This window comes from Aminobacter sp. UC22_36, assembly GCF_044056035.1.
In the GTDB taxonomy this organism is placed as follows: Bacteria; Pseudomonadota; Alphaproteobacteria; order Rhizobiales; family Rhizobiaceae; genus Aminobacter.
In genome coordinates, this window is record NZ_CP171996.1 from 868,305 (window position 1) to 883,484 (window position 15,180).

Genomic DNA, 15,180 nt, shown 5'->3' on the forward strand with positions numbered 1-15,180 from the left:
GCCGCCCGATCTCGTCACACTGCCTGGAACCGCACTTCGCCCTGATTCAGGAAGCAGGCCTTGTCGAACAGCTTGAGATCGAGCGGGTTGGGCAGTCTGACATCTCCAAGGTCCGGCATCGCCTTCGCCGACGGGTCGTATGAGCGGTCGATCTGCGAGATCATGACGATGATCAGTCCCTTGTCGCGAGCCAGCGACCTCAGCGCGCGCACCTGCTCCATCAGTTCCGGACTGTCGCGCTTCTGGTCAAGCAGCTGCAGATAGTCGACCACCACCAGGGTGCCGCGCGGCGCCGTCGCCATGCGCCTGGCGATATGGCCGGCGTTGATCGCATCGGAGCTGTCGAGTTCGAACAGGGCGCCGAATTGCTGCCGCTCGGCGCCGATGGCGCGAAAGCGGTCGAGCACATCCTTTTCGGTGTATTCCAGCGTGAAGAAGCTGCCGCGGTGGCCCGCCTTCATCGCCTCGACGGCGAGTTCGAGCCCCATCAGCGTCTTGCCCTGGCCCGGCCGGGCGCCGAGCAGGACCATGTCGCCCGGCACCAGGCGAGCGAACAGCCTGCCGGCGGGGCTCACCGCCCCAGCCCTCGCGGCCAGCAGGCTCCAGCCGGCAAAACCTTCGTCGGCCGCTACGTCGTCGAGTGCTTGATGGAGAGGGACTTTCTTCGTCCTGGCCAGAAGCCTGGCCTTGCGCTTCAGCATGGGAATGGGCGCGGAAAGTTTCATTGCGCGAACCTCCAGATACGAGCTGTCGTCGCAACCCCTCCTTATGCACGTGCTCGAACAGATGGTTCGATGATTAGGCGCCTTGCACGAACTGTACTTTCCCGATGGAGGGGGGAGGCGTGGGCCGCGCCAGAATCAGATGATAGCCCAGAACCCAGTGGCCTGAAATTGGCGCGGAAACGAAAACGGCGGGCACAGATTTACACGCTGTAGTGCCCGCCGTTTGTCCTGTCCGTCAGTGGCCGGCGCTGCGCTTGCGCCGGTTCCGCTGCAGCATGTTGAGGCCTTCGACCAGGGCCGAGAAGCCCATGGCGGCATAGATGTAGCCCTTGGGCACATGGTAGCCGAAGCCGTCGGCGATCAGCGTCATGCCGATCATCAACAGGAAGCCGAGCGCCAGCATGACGATCGTCGGGTTCTTCTCGATGAATTTGGCGAGCGGGGTCGCTGCCAGCATCATCACCGTCACGGCAACGATGACGGCGATGTACATGATGCCGATCTCGTCGGTCATGCCGACGGCGGTGATGATCGAGTCGATCGAAAACACCAGGTCGAGCAGCAGGATCTGGAAGATCGCCGCGCCCATCGAAAGCTGCAGTGTCCGCGAAACGATCTCGTCCTTGTGATCCTCGGGGTCGACCGAGTGGTGGATCTCCTTGGTCGCCTTCCACACCAGGAACAGGCCGCCGGCGATCAGGATCAGGTCGCGCCAGGAGAAGCCGTGGCCCAAGGCGGTGAACACAGGTGCCGTCAGCGCAACGATGAAGGAGATGGTGGCGAGCAGCACGAGCCGCATGATCAGCGCCGCCGAGATGCCGAGCCGCCGCGCCTTGGCGCGCTGGGCCTCAGGCAACTTGTTGGTCAGGATCGAGATGAAGATCAAATTGTCGATGCCGAGCACGACCTCCAGCGCGATCAGCGTCAGCAGCGCCACCCAGGCGGTCGGGTCGTTGACGAAGCCGAAATACGGCGCCAGGAATTCGATCATCTATGTGTCCCCGTTGTTCTTCTGAATAAGTTTCGAGCGGCCGGTGGCCGCTCCAACCGCATATGCAAAGCCAAGGCGTCGCGTATCCGAGCGACCGCGTTGTACTCTAACATTTGCTGACGTGCGGCGGGCAAGTAGGTGTCCACTGGCCCCTCGTCAATGTCAGGACCAGAAGGAAGGTACGGTTTCTTCGAGCCTTGGGCCGCGGCGCAATGGCGCAATCCGCTCGGCGAGGCCGGTGCGGTCGGAGATGTCGACGCCGACACCGCAGATGGTCGCTGGCCCGTTGGCGGCCTCGAAACGGCCCTTCGGCACCTTCGACAGGAAGCGGTTGAGCGGCTCTTCCTTGTCCATGCCGAGCGAGGAATCGTAGTCGCCGCACATGCCGGCATCGGTCAGATAGGCGGTGCCGCCATTGAGGATCTGGTGGTCGGCTGTCGGCTGGTGGGTGTGGGTGCCGACGACCAGGCTGGCGCGGCCGTCGACGAAATGCGCAAAGCACATCTTCTCGCTCGTCGCCTCGGCATGGAAGTCGATCACCACCGCATCGGCCTGCTCGCCGAGCGGGCAGGCGGACAGTTCTCGCTCGCCGGCCTGGAACGGATCGTCGAGCTCGGGATGCATGAACACCCGGCCCATGATGTTGGACACCAGCACGCGCGCGCCATTCTTGGCGATGAACAGGCCCGAACCACGGCCCGGCGTGCCTTTTGGAAAGTTCGCCGGGCGCAGGAAACGCTCCTCGCGCGGCGCAAAGGCCAGCGCCTCGCGCTGGTCCCAGACGTGATTGCCTGTCGTCACCACATCGGCGCCGGCATTGATCGTTTCGCGGAAGATCTCTTCGGTGATGCCAAAGCCGCCGGCGGCGTTCTCGCCGTTGACGATGACAAAATCGAGCCGGAAATCCGAAATCAGGCCGGGCAGCTGGTTCCACACCGCGGTGCGTCCGGCCTTGCCCACCATGTCGCCAAGAAAAAGAAGTCTCATGACGTCATCTACAATTCAGGGGCAAAGCTGCGCAACCCGCTTTCCGTCAGTATTTCGGGGATGATGACGTCGTGGTTCTCATCCGGAACACGCTCGACCTCCTGGCAATCGAAGGCGATGCCGATCAGCCTGGGTTCGATGCCCTTGTCCTGCAGCCTGGCGATCGCCCGGTCGTAATAGCCCGCGCCATAGCCGATGCGGTGGCCGCGCGCGTCGAAGGCGGCCAGCGGCACCAGCATGATCTCGGGGTCCAGCACCTCGGCTTCTTCATGCGGGCCGACGGTGCCAAAACCCATATCGACCATCGGCGCGCCGCGCACCAGTTCGCGGAAGACGATGGTGTGCTTGTCGAGGATCGCCGGCAGGCACAGCCTGGCGCCATGCTCGCGCAGTGCAAACATCATCGGCCTGACGTCGACCTCCGAACGCATCGGCCAGAAGCCGGAGACAATCGTGCCCGGTTCGATCGGAACGTTGTCGCGCGCCGTCTCGGCCATCTCCAGCGAAGCTTCGATGCGCCAGAACTGGTCAAGCGCATCGCGGCGGGCCAGCGCTTGCTTGCGCAGTTCTTTTTTCAGTGCTCGTGTTTGCATCGTCATGGCGCCTTTATAAAAGCCTCAGGCTAGAAAAATCCAGATTGCCCGTGCGTTTCGCTTGCGACTTCAATCCCGCGCATGTCGACCAGATATTGCACCGCCGGCAACTGTCTCGCCTTGCAGCTGACGATGTTGCCTTCCAACAACCGATTCCGACCTTCGCGACTTTGAGCTAGAGGTTCTGCATGCCCGACCCATTCGTGTCCGAAACAACCGTTCGACTGGCCACAAGCCTGGAGCGCGAACCGCTGGAATACCTGCAGCGCAGGGCTTCGCTTGTCGCCGATGCCTACAGGGAAAAGTTGCTCGCCCATCCCGACGCGATCGATCTACCGCTCGAACAGATCGAGGCCGGGCAGGTCCATGTCGCCGAGCGGTCAGGCGCGGTTGTCGGCTTTTGCGTCGTGCTGCCGCGATTGGACGGCGATGTCGAGCTGGATGGCCTGTTCGTCGAGCCCGATTGTTGGAAGCAAGGTATCGGTCGGCTGCTTGTCGCGCACGCCGAAGCTGTCCGCGCAGGCAATGGACGCGCGCCTTTTGTGGGTCGTGGCCAATCCTGAGGCGCTGGGCTTCTACGCCTCGTGCGGGTTTGAGCTTGTCGGCGAAGAGCAGACCCGCTTCGGCATGGCGCTGACCATGCGAAAGTCCGTCCGCGTGCCATAGCCAGCCGGGACTCGGCGATGCCGGGCGTCGATGACGATCTTGTGGATGTTGGGATGTTTGGGCCGATGTTGGGAAAGTGACGATCCACACGACCGGTGGAGAAGTCGATCCCGGAGACCTACAAAGTAGGTGGGCGCCGTGTGAAAAGACCCACGGGTCTTCCCAGGGACAGCTCCCTAAGGATCGTTAAGGCCCCGGGGAAAATGCTCTCCTGCCGCGAAGCGCAGACCGTCACCACCAATATAGGCGCTATGGCCGCAATGCGCCATGGCAATGCGACCGCTCGTGCAACGATATTTATGGGCGGCAGTGTGCAGGGGTTTTCCATGGTGACCTCATGCATTTTCCAGATCGCGACCTGCGAGATTTGCCCGACTGCTCTCACCAGCCGGGAGCGCTCCTTGACAATGGCCAGACCGGGACAATGGCCAGACTGGAACCGGGGCGTGGCAGTGAGCAAGCTTGCCCCTTCGCCCGCACCTCCCTAGTGTCTGCGCCGACGAATTTGGAGTTTCGCATGCGCTTTGAAGGAACGTCGGCCTATGTCGCCGACAAGGATCTGATGGTGGCGGTCAACGCGGCGATCGCGCTGGAGCGGCCGCTTCTGGTCAAGGGCGAGCCGGGCACCGGCAAGACCGAGCTGGCCCGTCAGGTGGCATCAGGCCTTGGTCTCGAGATGATCGAGTGGAACGTCAAATCCACCACCAAGGCGCAGCAGGGCCTTTACGAATATGACGCGGTGTCGCGCCTGCGCGACAGCCAGCTTGGCGACGGCCGCTTCAACGACATCAAGAACTACATCAAGCGCGGCAAGCTGTGGGATGCGTTTGCTGCCGGCAGGAAGGTCGTGCTTCTGATCGACGAGATCGACAAGGCCGACATCGAGTTCCCCAACGACCTGTTGCAGGAGCTCGATCGCATGGAGTTCTTCGTCTACGAGACCGGCGAGACGATCCGCGCCGAGGTGCGCCCGATCGTCATCATCACTTCGAACAACGAAAAGGAGCTGCCCGACGCGTTCCTGCGCCGCTGCTTCTTCCATTACATCCGCTTCCCCGACGTCGAGACGCTGCACAAGATCGTCGAGGTCCACTATCCCGGCATCAAGCAGAACCTGGTCCGTGCCGCCTTGACCCAGTTCTACGAGATCCGCGAAGTTGCCGGCCTCAAGAAGAAGCCGTCGACCTCCGAGGCGCTCGACTGGATCCGGCTGCTCGTTGCCGACGACGTGGCGCCCGAAGACTTGCGCGCCGACCCCAAAAACGCATTGCCCAAGCTGCATGGCGCGCTGCTCAAGAACGAACAGGACGTGCATCTGTTCGAGCGGCTGGCCTTCATGGCCAGACGGCAGGGGTGAGCAGCGGTTCGCCTAGCGGACGAAAAGTCAATGATTTGGCTTCGCGCAACGAACGCCCGGAGCCATAGCGGAGGGCAGGGTACGTCATTGCCCGGCCTCTGCTTGCGCACCGTTCGGCCAGCACATTCCCGTGCTGTGGACCGTTGGCTGCGCGCCAGCGCTCAGGCAGGTTGCAGCCAACCGACGCAATCACCGAAGGCATAGCCATGACCGACATCACCATTCGCCCGCTTGAGCTTGCCGACCATGCCGAATGGCGCCGGCTGTGGACTGCCTATCTCGATTTCTACAACACGGTACTGCCCGAAAACATCTACCAGCTCGCCTGGAAGCGGCTGTTCACCGACGGCGAGTTCGAGCCCAAGGGCCTGATCGCCCTTGTCGACGGCAAGGCGGTCGGGCTGACCCACTACCTCTACCATCGCTCGGGCTGGTCGGAGGCCAACAACTGCTACCTGCAGGATCTGTTTGCCGACCCGGCGGCGCGCGGCAAGGGCGTTGGTGCCGCGCTCATCGACGCGGTGAAGCAGGAGGCGGCGAAGCTGGGTGTCACCAATGTCTACTGGATGACGCATGAGACCAACGCCACCGCGCGCAAGCTCTACGACCGCGTCGCCCGCCGCACCGGCTTCATCGAATACGATCTGCTGTAGGCGTTGAAAATGCGCCCGGTCGGGCTGCAGCCTGTTCAGCCCGATGTCTTCGCCACCCACTGGTGCCACTGCGCGGCGTTGCCACGGAAAACGTTGAGATCGATCTTGCCGTCGACGCCGTGCGACAGGCCCGAACCCGAATATTGCCAGAACACCCAGTTGCGGCCGGGATAGACCTTGGATGGCGGTTCGGCCACGGCGCGCAGCCAGAACGGATAGTCCTGGAAGTGGCCGCGCAAATTGTCGCGGTAGAAGTCGGGCGCGGTGTAGATGACCGGCCGCTGGCCGTAATGGCGCTCCAGCTTGTCCATGAAGACCTGCATCTTCTCGCGGATCTTTTCGGGATTGTGGCGCCGCTTGCAGCTCGACTCGCCATTGTATTCGACGTCGATGACCGGCGGCAGCGCGCCCGCAACCTTGGGCACGTTGCGGATGAACCAGTCGGCCTGCTCACCAGCGGTGCGGCACCAGTAGAAGAAGTGATAGGCGCCGCGCTTCAGCCCGGCAGCCTCGGCGGCGCGCCAGTTCTTGCGGAACATCGGATCGAGATGGTCGCCGCCGTCGGTCGCCTTGATGTAGGCGAAGTTGGCACCTTGGGTGCGCAGCTTCGGCCAGTCGATGTCGCCCTGCCAGCGCGACACGTCGACGCCATGGACGGCGAAATTCCGGGGCGACATGGCCTTGCCGAAATTGATCGGCTTGGCGTCGCGGAAACGGCGGCCATAGATCTGGCCAGGGGCAAAGGGCGTTGCCTTCATCGGCCGCGACGGCGCGATCAAGGCGATCGGCTTGGCGTCGGGCGTGGGCATGTCTTCAAGCTCGATGGCCGGTTCCATCGGCGTGCTGAGCATCGGCGTCGGCATCGCCATCGCCACCTGAACCGGCGGTGCCGTCATCGTGGTCACTTCAGTCGGCGCTGCCATGACCGGCTGGGGCGCCTGGGCGACGACAGGCGCGATGTCGGCCGAGGGCCTGATCACCGAACTCGTCGTCTCCTGGGATGGTGAGGCCTGCTCCATCAGGCTGCCAAGGCCCGAACTGGAGGTGCAGCCGGCCAGAGCCAGGCTGGCGAGAACGATCGCTGACGCCGCTGAGAAACGCATTGGTACCCGTACGCAAAACAAGACAGGAGCAAAGGCAGACTCGCCCCGCTTCCCCACTGACGGGAATTGCTAACGGGAAATTACCAAGAAAGACTGAATCCGATTTTTACTTTAATTAGATTTCGGGTGTTGCAACCTTGCCGAAACGCTGCTGCCGCGCGCCACTTGGACGCGGCTGCGGCGATGGGCTTGCCTGCCGGCTCGCTCGCAAGCAAAGTGCCTGCCATGTTCATACCCTTCTTTCTCGAACTCAAGGCGGCCAAGGTCCCGGTTTCGCTGCGCGAATATCTGGCGCTGCTCGAGGCGCTCGACGCCGACCTCGTCAGCTATGACGTCGAGGGCTTTTATTACCTGGCGCGCGCCGCACTGGTGAAGGACGAGCGCCATATCGACCGCTTCGACCAGGTCTTTGCGCACTACTTCAAGGGTGTCGAGGCGATTGCCGGGGAGGGCGCCATCAATGTCGCTGACATTCCCGAGGAGTGGCTGCGCCGGCTCGCCGACAAGACACTGAGCGAGGAAGAAAAGAAGCTGGTCGAAGCGCTTGGCGGCTTCGACAAGCTGATGGAGACGCTGAAGCAGCGGCTGGAAGAGCAGAAGGGCCGTCACCAGGGCGGCTCCAAATGGATCGGCACCGCAGGTACCTCGCCCTTCGGCGCCTATGGCTACAATCCCGAAGGTGTGCGCATTGGCCAGGAGACGAGCCGCCATCGCCGAGCGGTCAAGGTCTGGGACAAGCGCGAGTTCAGGAATTTCGACGACTCGGTCGAGCTTGGCACGCGCAACATCAAGGTGGCGCTCAAGCGCCTGCGCCGCTGGGTGCGCGAGGGTGCCGAAGAAGAGCTCGATCTGCCCGGCACCATCCACGCCACCGCCGATCACGGTTATCTCGACGTCAAGACGCGACCCGAGCGGCGCAACGCGGTCAAGCTTTTGATGTTTTTCGACGTTGGCGGCTCGATGGACGACCACATCAAGGTCGTCGAGGAGCTGTTTTCGGCGGCGCGGGTCGAGTTCCGCCAGCTTGAATATTTCTACTTCCACAACTGCCTCTACGAAGGCGTGTGGAAGGACAACCGACGTCGCCATGCCGAGGTCTTGCCGACCCTCGACGTGCTGCACAAATACGGCCACGACTACAAGGTCATCTTCGTCGGCGACGCCTCGATGAGCCCCTATGAGATCGCTTATGCCGGCGGTTCGGTCGAGCACTGGAACCCCGAGCCAGGTGCGGTGTGGCTGCGCCGCGTGCTCGAGCAATGGCCCAACGCCGTCTGGCTCAACCCGACGCAGGAAAAACACTGGGGCTACACCAGTTCGATAAAGATGATCGCTGAGATCTTTGCCAGCCGCATGTACCCGCTGACGCTGGCCGGGCTTGAAGCGGCGACCAAGCAACTGTCGCGAAAGCATTAGGGCATTCACCGTGACGTGATGCCCTGTGATGCAGGTCTGTACGTAACTATCTGTGCCAGGAACACGAACAGGCAAGAAGAACAAGTCCGGGAGATCATTGCATGGACACCAAGACCTATCCCGTCACCCGCACCGATGCCGAATGGCGCGCGCTGCTGACGCCCGAGCAGTACCAGGTGATGCGCAACCACGGCACCGAGCGGCCGGGCAGCTGTGCGCTGCTCTACGAAAAGCGCGCTGGCACCTTCACCTGCGCCGGCTGCGACCAGCCATTGTTTGAATCCAAGCTGAAGTTTGAAAGCGGCACCGGCTGGCCGAGCTTCAACGACCCGGTCGAAGGTTCGGTCGAAAACACCGTCGACCGCAGCTACGGCATGGTGCGCACGGAATGCCATTGCGCACGCTGCGGCAGCCATCTCGGCCATGTTTTCCCTGATGGCCCGCCGCCGACCGGGCTGCGCTACTGCATCAATGGCGTGGCGCTCAACTTCGAGCCGGCGGCCTGAGCTTTACAGCAGGCTGGCGAGGATGATCCACAGCGTGGCGCTGATCTTGATGGCGCGGCTATTCGGTATCCCGGCCATGTCGGCCGTGCGCAACACGCTGCCATAAAGGAACAGATTGTAAGGCAGCGGGATCAGGTGGACGGCGACTGCCAGCAGGGCTGACATCTTGGCTGCCAGGATCAGCAGTGCGACGATCGTGGAGGCGACATTGATGATGCTGCCAACCACCACCATGTCCCACCAGAACAGCTGGCCGAGCGGCACCTCGCCGTTCCAGCGGCGCGAGAAAAATGCCGAAAGCCCGCCTTGCCCGCCCACAGGGTTGTCGGAAGGATGGAATTGTCCCGCGCTGCTCATGCCCGACCTCTTCACCTTCGCGGCGAGCCGGCGTGCGGCCCATCGCACCATGCCATTGTAGCAGGTAAATAGGGCATCATCTCAGTCGTCTTTACAAGTCCAACCAAAGCTGCACTTGCCAATACAGTGAACGATTGCAAGCATTTGTTTGTCGGACGGGCGTCAGCTGCGTGCGCCGTCGAGGCGTTCGACCAGTTGCCGCGAGGCGATCAGGCAACGTCGCGCCCGTTCTTCGGGGCCCATGCCGACGGCGAGCCGCATCATCGGGATCTCGATGCTGAGCGGCCGGTCGGCGGGCAGGGCGCGGAGATATGCGTTCAGCGGCAGCGCGCCTTCGCCAGGCAGATCGCGGTCGAAGGCCGCGTGGCGCACCATCGTCTCGAGGTCGGTGGCGGCGGGCGGGGCGTCGCAGAGATGGATGTTGTGGAGCAGAGCTAGGTTGATCGCAGCCAGTTCGGCCGGCGAGATGCCCATGCGGTCGATGTGCAGCATGTCGAGGATCAGCCCGGCGCCATGAGCCGCGCCCGCTGCGACCACCGACAACGCTTGCTTGAGCGTTCCCGCAGCCCGATGGGCTATCGGCTCGAAGTCGACGCCGAGCCCGCAGCCCGCCGCCATTTCGGCAAGACCGCCAAAGCGGTCCTCGATCTCCGCCTGCCCGATCGCTCCCCTCATGTCGGCCACGGCGATCAGCCGGGGGGTGCCAAGTGCCGCCGCGGCCTCCATCGCCTCGGCACTGCGCGACAGGTCGAAATCCCTGCGGATCATCCAGCTTTCGACCTCGGTCACCGTCAGCCCGGTGTCATCAAGCATCCGTCGGCAGGTGGCGGCGAGCGCCTTGTTGCCGAGCAAAGGCGACGGCGCGTCCGCCGCGGCGGTTGGATGGATGCGCAGGCCGACATGATCGTAGCCAGTCTCCGCAGCGATCCGGATCGAACTCGAGCGGCGAGGCGACCGGCGCGGTCAGGTACGACATCGAAAAGCGTCTCATCGCCGGGACCTTATCTGCGGTGCCGCGAAGCGGGATGGTCGGATTGGGTGCGCGGGCCCGAACCCGTCACTTTTTCGCGCAACGTGCCGACGCTGTATTCGGTCTTGAACATGCCGCGCCGCTGCAGCTCCGGCACCACCATGTCGATGACGTTTTCCATCGTCTCATGGGCGAGGATGCGAGCGATGTTGAAGCCGTCGACATCGGCCTGCTCGACCCAGCGGGCCAGTTCGTCGACAACCTGCTCGGCTGTGCCGACGATCAGCAGGTTGCGGCCGCTTACCACCATGCTTTCGGCCGCCTGGCGTACAGTCCACGTGCCTTTGCGCGTCAGGATCTCCAGCTGCGAGTGCGCAGCATCGGTCTTCTCGTAGCGGATCGGCTCATCCAGCGGATATTTCGACAGGTCGATGCCAAGTGCTGCCGACAGCTGGCACAGCATGCCCTCGACGCTTGTGTGGCGTTTGTAGTCTTCATAGTGGGCGCGGGCGAGTGCTTCCGTCGCGTCGACGATGATGGTTGCCCCGGCGAAGAACTTCAGGCTGCTGGGGTCTCGGCCAAGCTCGGCGGCGCGATTGCGCATGTCGGCTACCTCAGGCGCCACCAGTTCCAGCTTTGGCCCGTTGATGAAGACGCCCTCGGCATGGGTGGCAGCGAAATGGCGGCCGCGCGGCGACCCGCCGGCCTGAAACAGCAGCGGCGTGCACTGCGGCGACGGTTCGGCAGCGTTCACCGCGCGGATCTTGTGGAGGGGGCCGCGGTGATCCACTTCGCTGATCAGCTCCGGGTCGGCATAGATGGCACTTGCCTTGTCGCGCTTCAGCGCGCCGTCCGCCCACGAACCTTCCCACAGCCGGTACATCACCTCCATGAACTCGTCGGCGGCGTCGTAGCGGGCGTCGTGCTCTGCCAGTTCGTCGCGGCCCATGGCGCGTGCGCCGCTGCGCAGGAAGGACGTGACGATGTTCCAGCCGACGCGCCCGCGGGTCATGTGGTCGAGCGTCGTCATGCGTCGGGCAAACAGATAGGGCGTCTCGTAGGAGGCGCTGCCGGTGATGGCGAAGCCGAGGTTGCTGGTCACCAGTGCCATGGCCGGCACGATGACTGCCGGGTCGAGGCTCGGCGCCAGCGCGCCGCTGCGAAATGCCGGTGCGTAGCTCTGCTGATAGATGTCCGGCACGCCGAGCGAGTCGGCCAGAAACAGCGCGTCGAACAGACCGCGCTCCAGCAGGCGGGCATAGTCGGCCCAATAGTCGATGCTGGTGAAATCGAGCGCCTTGTCGCGCGGATGGCTCCACAGGCCGAAGGCAAGGAAGCTCGGATTGCACTGGTCGAGCGCGTTGAGCCTGATTTCCCTGGTCATGCGAAGGCGTCCTCCTGCTGGATTTGCGGTGCAACTTCCCGGAGGTGAAGCCCTGGATCAAATGACCGTTTTCGACGCGGCGATCTCGAAATCAGACCGCTCATCCAGCGGCCTCGAACCGCCCGGCCAATGTCTCGACAAAACGCAGCAGAACGGGCGTTTCGATCTCCTCGCGCCAGAACAGCTTGAGCGGCAACGGCACCGAGAAGCCGTCAACCTTGCGGATCAGGACGTTGGGCGGGTGACGCCCGGCCTGCGACCGGTTGACGAAGGCAATGCCGAGGCCGGCGGCGACAAGGCTCAACGTCGCCTCGGTGCTGCCGGCTTCCAGCAGCACGCGGATGGTGAAGCCCTTGGCGTGCAGCGCCTGCGTGACCTTCTCCGCCATCAGGCCGGACTGGGCGAGGTCCATGCCGATGAAGTCGGCGCCGTCGAGGTCTTCGAGGGAAAGCTTGTCCATGCCGGCGAGCGGATGGTGCTCGGGCAGGGCCAGCGCGAGGTCGTCGAGCACCAGCTGACGCGATTTCAGGCCGTGCGGATAGCCAAGCTCATAGGCCATGCCGAGGTCGATGTTACCTGCTGCCAGCGCCTGGAACGCCTGTTCTGACAGCATCGGCGTCAGCCGGAGTTCGACCGTCGGCTGTTCGCTGCGAAACCGCTGGAGCCCGTCGGGGATCGGCGCAAACATCATCGCCGCGCCGTTGAAGCCGACACGCAGCAACGACACCTCGCCGCTGCCGATCAGGTCGAAGCGGCGGATGGCGAGATCGACCTCGCGCAAGATGCGCGAGGCGTCCTCCAGCAGTGCTGCGCCGGCCAATGTCAGCCGCACGCCTCTCGGTTCGCGCTCGAACAGCCTGCCGCCGAGATGGGCCTCCAGCTCGCCGATGCGCCGCGACAGCGCCGATTGCACGATCGCCAGCCTGTCGGCTGCCTTGTGGAAGCTGCCCAGTTCGGCCGCGACGACGAAATGCTGCAGGTTCTTGAGCAACTGCATCCGGCGGATGCCAAGCCGGCCAAAACTGCGGCTCTCCTTGATGTCCTGGGCCTTGATGTCTTGGGTCTTGCCGGTCATCTGGGCACCATGCGCAACGGGGACTGATCGTCGCGTGATCTTGCCGATGCCGAAACGAGATCGCCTCGTCCGAAAAGGTCATTTGCTGCCGAAAGCGGTTGCCTGTCTGCTGACAGCCGAAACTGCAGGAGGACACGAAATGACGGCAAAAGCCTTGATCGTCGGGATTGGCGGCACCACCCGCAATGGCTCCAGCTCGGAGCGCTTGCTTCATCAAGCCCTGGCTGCGGTCGAAGCGTCGGGGGCCGAAACGCTTGTCTTCGGCGGCGAACGGCTGTTGTTTCCGATCTATGGAACGGCCAAACCTGCCGGCCTGGAACTGGAGTTCATCGACGCGCTGCGCCGCTGCGATGGCGTCGTCATCGCCTCGCCGGGCTATCACGGCTCGCTCTCGGGCTTGGTCAAGAACGCGCTGGACTATGTCGAGGAGCTGCGTGGCGATGCCAGGCCCTATCTCGAAGGACGCCCGGTCGGCCTGATCGCCGCTGCCGCCGGATGGCAGGCCGGCGGGTCGACGCTTCAGCACCTGCGCTCGATCGTGCATGCGCTGCGTGGTTGGCCCACCCCGCTGGGCGTCATTGCCAATTCGTCGCTGCCCAGCTGCGATTGTGCTGGCCAGATCGCCTTGATGGCCGGTCAGCTCATGGATTTTGCCGGCGCTTTTGCAGCGTCCGCAGCCGCGCCGACAAAGGCGCGGTGCGTCGCTTGAATTTCAAAGCCGAAACAGGCTCGCTGCGCACCGTCTCGGATGCGCCGCGGGCCAGAGCTTCAGACCATGCCGAGGGCGGCCTTGTACAGGTCGAGGATCGCCTCGGCTTCGTCGCGCTCGGCCTGGTCCTGCTTGCGCAGGCGGATCAGCGTACGGACGGCCTTGGTGTCGAAGCCGGTGCCCTTGGCTTCGGCATAGACGTCCTTGATGTCGTCCGAGATGGTCTTCTTTTCTTCTTCAAGCCGCTCGATGCGCTCGATGAAGGCGCGCAACTGGCCGGCGGCAACGGTCTGGCTGGTATCTGAAATTTCGTCGGCCATGGGGCACTCCGCAATTGTGACTGGAATAGCGCGACTCGGCGCGCCAGGGGCATTTCGGCCCGGTTCGATGCCCGATGATGGCAGGAGGGTCAAGGGGACGTGGCGGCGCAGCTGACACGACGCCGCGTAAAATCCGCTCAGTGATCCTTGGGATCCTTGGGTCGGCTGGCTTCGAAGGCTGTCTTTTGCGCGTCGGTGGCGTCGCGCTGATGTTTTGCCTGCCACTCGGCATAAGGCATGCCGTAGACGATCTCGCGCGATGTTTCCTTGGACAGCTCGACGCCGGCCTCGTTGGCCGCGTCGCGGTACCAGTTGGACAGGCAGTTGCGGCAGAAACCAGCGAGATTCATCATGTCGATGTTCTGCACGTCGGAGCGCTCGCGCAGATGTGCGAGCAGCCGGCGGAAGGCGGCGGCCTCGAATTCGCGCTGCTGTGCTTCGCTGAGTTCAGCCATCTGGTCCTCCATCACAGTGGCCCGGTGCGCGAGCCGAATTGTTTGACCTCATGTATATCGGCACGGCGGTTGATCGCGTCAACGATCGGAGCCAGCCGATCGGCCCAGGCGGTGGTACCCTCGTCATCGCCGATCAGGTCCTGCCGGATCTCGATCAGCGCATGGGCAAAGCCGTTGACGATGGCGTGGCGGAACATGGTGTCGCCGCGCAGCGCCCCGTCATAAGGCTCGTTGTCGCCAACGACGATGCCGGCATCTTCGGCCAGCATCTCGATCAGCGGCCAGGCGGCGCGGTGGTCCATGTCCCACAAGACACCGGCATGCCAGGGCCTGATGCGGCCCTGCATGACCGGTGTGAAGGAATGCACCGACAGGATGAACGGCGCGGTTCCGGTCTGTGCATGGACCGAGGCGATCATCGCGCCGACGGCGTCGTGATAGGGCCGGTAGAACCTGTCGAGCCGGCGCTCGCGCTCGTCTTTTGACATCGGGTAATTGCCCGGGATGACCGAGCCGTCATAAAGCTGGCGGATCAGGGTCGGGTCGTCCTCGCCACGATTGGGGTCGATCAGCAGGCGCGAAAAATTGGCCAGCACCGCCGGCGCGCCGATGATCGCCGCCAGCTTGCGGGTCACCTGTTCGGCGCCGATGTCATAGGCGATGTGGCGCTCGAACTCCTGGGGTGGCAGGCCGAGATCGCCATATTCCTGCGGCAGGTCGCGCCGGGCATGGTCGCACAGAAGCACCAGGCCCCGGCCGCGGTCGCCCTCGATGATTTCGAACGGGGCAAAGAGAGTGTTTCGCGTCATCGGTGGGCAATTTGTCCTGCGGCACGGCTTTGGTGTAGTTTCGTCGCCGCTTGTGATGTGGGGATATGTGCTAACGCCGTTGTTTTGCCAACCTTTTTTCGAAT

Annotated in this window: 18 protein-coding genes and 1 other RNA gene; 6 read left to right on the top strand and 13 right to left on the bottom strand. The window is 63.5% G+C overall.

Going from position 1 to position 15,180, the window contains the following annotated elements:
- Positions 1–14 precede the first annotated feature (14 nt).
- The 4 genes from ACHMW7_RS07260 to ACHMW7_RS07275 all read right to left on the bottom strand — a co-directional run bounded on the left by ACHMW7_RS07260 (position 15) and on the right by ACHMW7_RS07275 (position 3,296).
- Positions 15–725, bottom strand: coding sequence for a DNA helicase (locus ACHMW7_RS07260; RefSeq protein ID WP_395449624.1), 711 nt, complete (start codon positions 723–725; stop codon positions 15–17).
- A 235-nt stretch (positions 726–960) separates the two neighbouring features.
- Positions 961–1,716: a TerC family protein gene (locus tag ACHMW7_RS07265; RefSeq protein WP_395449625.1), complete on the bottom strand. Its 756-nt coding sequence runs from the start codon at positions 1,714–1,716 to the stop codon at positions 961–963.
- 162 nt (positions 1,717–1,878) lie between these two features.
- Positions 1,879–2,703: a TIGR00282 family metallophosphoesterase gene (locus ACHMW7_RS07270; protein WP_395449626.1), complete on the bottom strand. Its 825-nt coding sequence runs from the start codon at positions 2,701–2,703 to the stop codon at positions 1,879–1,881.
- Positions 2,704–2,711: 8 nt separating this feature from the next.
- Entirely contained in the window at positions 2,712–3,296 is a 585-nt protein-coding gene (locus ACHMW7_RS07275; protein ID WP_395449627.1) for a 5-formyltetrahydrofolate cyclo-ligase, read from the bottom strand.
- 188 nt (positions 3,297–3,484) lie between these two features.
- Between ACHMW7_RS07275 and ACHMW7_RS07280 the strand changes: the two genes are divergently transcribed.
- A complete protein-coding gene (locus tag ACHMW7_RS07280) occupies positions 3,485–3,859 on the top strand; it encodes a GNAT family N-acetyltransferase (protein WP_395449628.1) in 375 nt (124 codons plus the stop codon).
- A gap of 180 nt (positions 3,860–4,039) precedes the next feature.
- Here ACHMW7_RS07280 and ssrS read toward each other — a convergent pair.
- Positions 4,040–4,195, bottom strand: a non-coding RNA gene (gene ssrS, locus ACHMW7_RS07285) — 6S RNA.
- 284 nt (positions 4,196–4,479) lie between these two features.
- Here ssrS and ACHMW7_RS07290 point away from each other — a divergent pair.
- Both ACHMW7_RS07290 and ACHMW7_RS07295 read left to right on the top strand, forming a co-directional pair.
- A complete protein-coding gene (locus ACHMW7_RS07290; protein ID WP_395449629.1) occupies positions 4,480–5,319 on the top strand; it encodes an AAA family ATPase in 840 nt (279 codons plus the stop codon).
- A gap of 206 nt (positions 5,320–5,525) precedes the next feature.
- Positions 5,526–5,972: a GNAT family N-acetyltransferase gene (locus tag ACHMW7_RS07295; RefSeq protein ID WP_395449630.1), complete on the top strand. Its 447-nt coding sequence runs from the start codon at positions 5,526–5,528 to the stop codon at positions 5,970–5,972.
- Between the two features lie 35 nt (positions 5,973–6,007).
- Here ACHMW7_RS07295 and ACHMW7_RS07300 read toward each other — a convergent pair whose 3' ends face one another.
- Positions 6,008–7,075 (bottom strand): GH25 family lysozyme, encoded by a 1,068-nt coding sequence (locus ACHMW7_RS07300; protein WP_395449631.1) that lies wholly within the window; start codon positions 7,073–7,075, stop codon positions 6,008–6,010.
- Between the two features lie 225 nt (positions 7,076–7,300).
- Here ACHMW7_RS07300 and ACHMW7_RS07305 point away from each other — a divergent pair, with 225 nt between their 5' ends.
- Both ACHMW7_RS07305 and msrB read left to right on the top strand, forming a co-directional pair.
- The gene (locus ACHMW7_RS07305) at positions 7,301–8,491 is read left to right on the top strand and encodes a VWA domain-containing protein (protein ID WP_395449632.1); all 1,191 of its coding nucleotides are present in this window, start codon (positions 7,301–7,303) and stop codon (positions 8,489–8,491) included.
- Between the two features lie 101 nt (positions 8,492–8,592).
- Positions 8,593–8,997, top strand: coding sequence for a peptide-methionine (R)-S-oxide reductase MsrB (gene msrB / locus ACHMW7_RS07310; protein WP_395449633.1), 405 nt, complete (start codon positions 8,593–8,595; stop codon positions 8,995–8,997).
- A 3-nt stretch (positions 8,998–9,000) separates the two neighbouring features.
- On the opposite strand, the gene ACHMW7_RS07315 is transcribed toward msrB, so the two are convergent.
- From ACHMW7_RS07315 to ACHMW7_RS07330, 4 genes are all read right to left on the bottom strand, one after another.
- Positions 9,001–9,354, bottom strand: coding sequence for a hypothetical protein (locus ACHMW7_RS07315; RefSeq protein WP_395449634.1), 354 nt, complete (start codon positions 9,352–9,354; stop codon positions 9,001–9,003).
- Between the two features lie 162 nt (positions 9,355–9,516).
- Positions 9,517–10,287, bottom strand: a complete 771-nt coding sequence (locus ACHMW7_RS07320) for a sugar phosphate isomerase/epimerase family protein (protein WP_395451282.1) — start codon at positions 10,285–10,287, stop codon at positions 9,517–9,519.
- Between the two features lie 68 nt (positions 10,288–10,355).
- Positions 10,356–11,708: an LLM class flavin-dependent oxidoreductase gene (locus ACHMW7_RS07325; protein ID WP_395449635.1), complete on the bottom strand. Its 1,353-nt coding sequence runs from the start codon at positions 11,706–11,708 to the stop codon at positions 10,356–10,358.
- A gap of 100 nt (positions 11,709–11,808) precedes the next feature.
- Positions 11,809–12,783 (bottom strand): LysR family transcriptional regulator, encoded by a 975-nt coding sequence (locus ACHMW7_RS07330; protein WP_395449636.1) that lies wholly within the window; start codon positions 12,781–12,783, stop codon positions 11,809–11,811.
- Positions 12,784–12,922: 139 nt separating this feature from the next.
- Here ACHMW7_RS07330 and ACHMW7_RS07335 point away from each other — a divergent pair, with 139 nt between their 5' ends.
- Positions 12,923–13,492 carry an NADPH-dependent FMN reductase gene (locus ACHMW7_RS07335; protein ID WP_395449637.1) on the top strand — a complete coding sequence of 190 codons (570 nt, stop codon included), beginning with the start codon at positions 12,923–12,925 and terminating at the stop codon, positions 13,490–13,492.
- 59 nt (positions 13,493–13,551) lie between these two features.
- Here ACHMW7_RS07335 and ACHMW7_RS07340 read toward each other — a convergent pair whose 3' ends face one another.
- The 3 genes from ACHMW7_RS07340 to ACHMW7_RS07350 form a co-directional block, all read right to left on the bottom strand.
- Positions 13,552–13,812 (bottom strand): DUF2312 domain-containing protein, encoded by a 261-nt coding sequence (locus ACHMW7_RS07340; protein ID WP_214391548.1) that lies wholly within the window; start codon positions 13,810–13,812, stop codon positions 13,552–13,554.
- 137 nt (positions 13,813–13,949) lie between these two features.
- Positions 13,950–14,267: a DUF1244 domain-containing protein gene (locus tag ACHMW7_RS07345; RefSeq protein ID WP_395449638.1), complete on the bottom strand. Its 318-nt coding sequence runs from the start codon at positions 14,265–14,267 to the stop codon at positions 13,950–13,952.
- Between the two features lie 11 nt (positions 14,268–14,278).
- Positions 14,279–15,076, bottom strand: a complete 798-nt coding sequence (locus ACHMW7_RS07350; RefSeq protein WP_395449639.1) for an N-formylglutamate amidohydrolase — start codon at positions 15,074–15,076, stop codon at positions 14,279–14,281.
- Positions 15,077–15,180 lie beyond the last annotated feature (104 nt).

Excerpts from the sequence above, each read along its gene's own strand:
- ACHMW7_RS07350 (WP_395449639.1), bottom strand. The coding sequence starts at position 15,076 with ATGACGCGAAACACTCTCTTTGCCCCGTTCGAAATCATCGAGGGCGAC.
- ACHMW7_RS07270 (WP_395449626.1), bottom strand. The coding sequence starts at position 2,703 with ATGAGACTTCTTTTTCTTGGCGACATGGTGGGCAAGGCCGGACGCACC.
- ACHMW7_RS07315 (WP_395449634.1), bottom strand. The coding sequence starts at position 9,354 with ATGAGCAGCGCGGGACAATTCCATCCTTCCGACAACCCTGTGGGCGGG.
- ACHMW7_RS07335 (WP_395449637.1), top strand. The coding sequence starts at position 12,923 with ATGACGGCAAAAGCCTTGATCGTCGGGATTGGCGGCACCACCCGCAAT.
- msrB (WP_395449633.1), top strand. The coding sequence starts at position 8,593 with ATGGACACCAAGACCTATCCCGTCACCCGCACCGATGCCGAATGGCGC.
- ACHMW7_RS07300 (WP_395449631.1), bottom strand. The coding sequence starts at position 7,075 with ATGCGTTTCTCAGCGGCGTCAGCGATCGTTCTCGCCAGCCTGGCTCTG.
- ACHMW7_RS07280 (WP_395449628.1), top strand. The coding sequence starts at position 3,485 with ATGCCCGACCCATTCGTGTCCGAAACAACCGTTCGACTGGCCACAAGC.
- ACHMW7_RS07275 (WP_395449627.1), bottom strand. The coding sequence starts at position 3,296 with ATGCAAACACGAGCACTGAAAAAAGAACTGCGCAAGCAAGCGCTGGCC.
- ACHMW7_RS07325 (WP_395449635.1), bottom strand. The coding sequence starts at position 11,708 with ATGACCAGGGAAATCAGGCTCAACGCGCTCGACCAGTGCAATCCGAGC.
- ACHMW7_RS07305 (WP_395449632.1), top strand. The coding sequence starts at position 7,301 with ATGTTCATACCCTTCTTTCTCGAACTCAAGGCGGCCAAGGTCCCGGTT.
- ACHMW7_RS07330 (WP_395449636.1), bottom strand. The coding sequence starts at position 12,783 with ATGACCGGCAAGACCCAAGACATCAAGGCCCAGGACATCAAGGAGAGC.
- ACHMW7_RS07345 (WP_395449638.1), bottom strand. The coding sequence starts at position 14,267 with ATGGCTGAACTCAGCGAAGCACAGCAGCGCGAATTCGAGGCCGCCGCC.
- ACHMW7_RS07295 (WP_395449630.1), top strand. The coding sequence starts at position 5,526 with ATGACCGACATCACCATTCGCCCGCTTGAGCTTGCCGACCATGCCGAA.
- ACHMW7_RS07340 (WP_214391548.1), bottom strand. The coding sequence starts at position 13,812 with ATGGCCGACGAAATTTCAGATACCAGCCAGACCGTTGCCGCCGGCCAG.
- ACHMW7_RS07260 (WP_395449624.1), bottom strand. The coding sequence starts at position 725 with ATGAAACTTTCCGCGCCCATTCCCATGCTGAAGCGCAAGGCCAGGCTT.
- ACHMW7_RS07290 (WP_395449629.1), top strand. The coding sequence starts at position 4,480 with ATGCGCTTTGAAGGAACGTCGGCCTATGTCGCCGACAAGGATCTGATG.
- ACHMW7_RS07265 (WP_395449625.1), bottom strand. The coding sequence starts at position 1,716 with ATGATCGAATTCCTGGCGCCGTATTTCGGCTTCGTCAACGACCCGACC.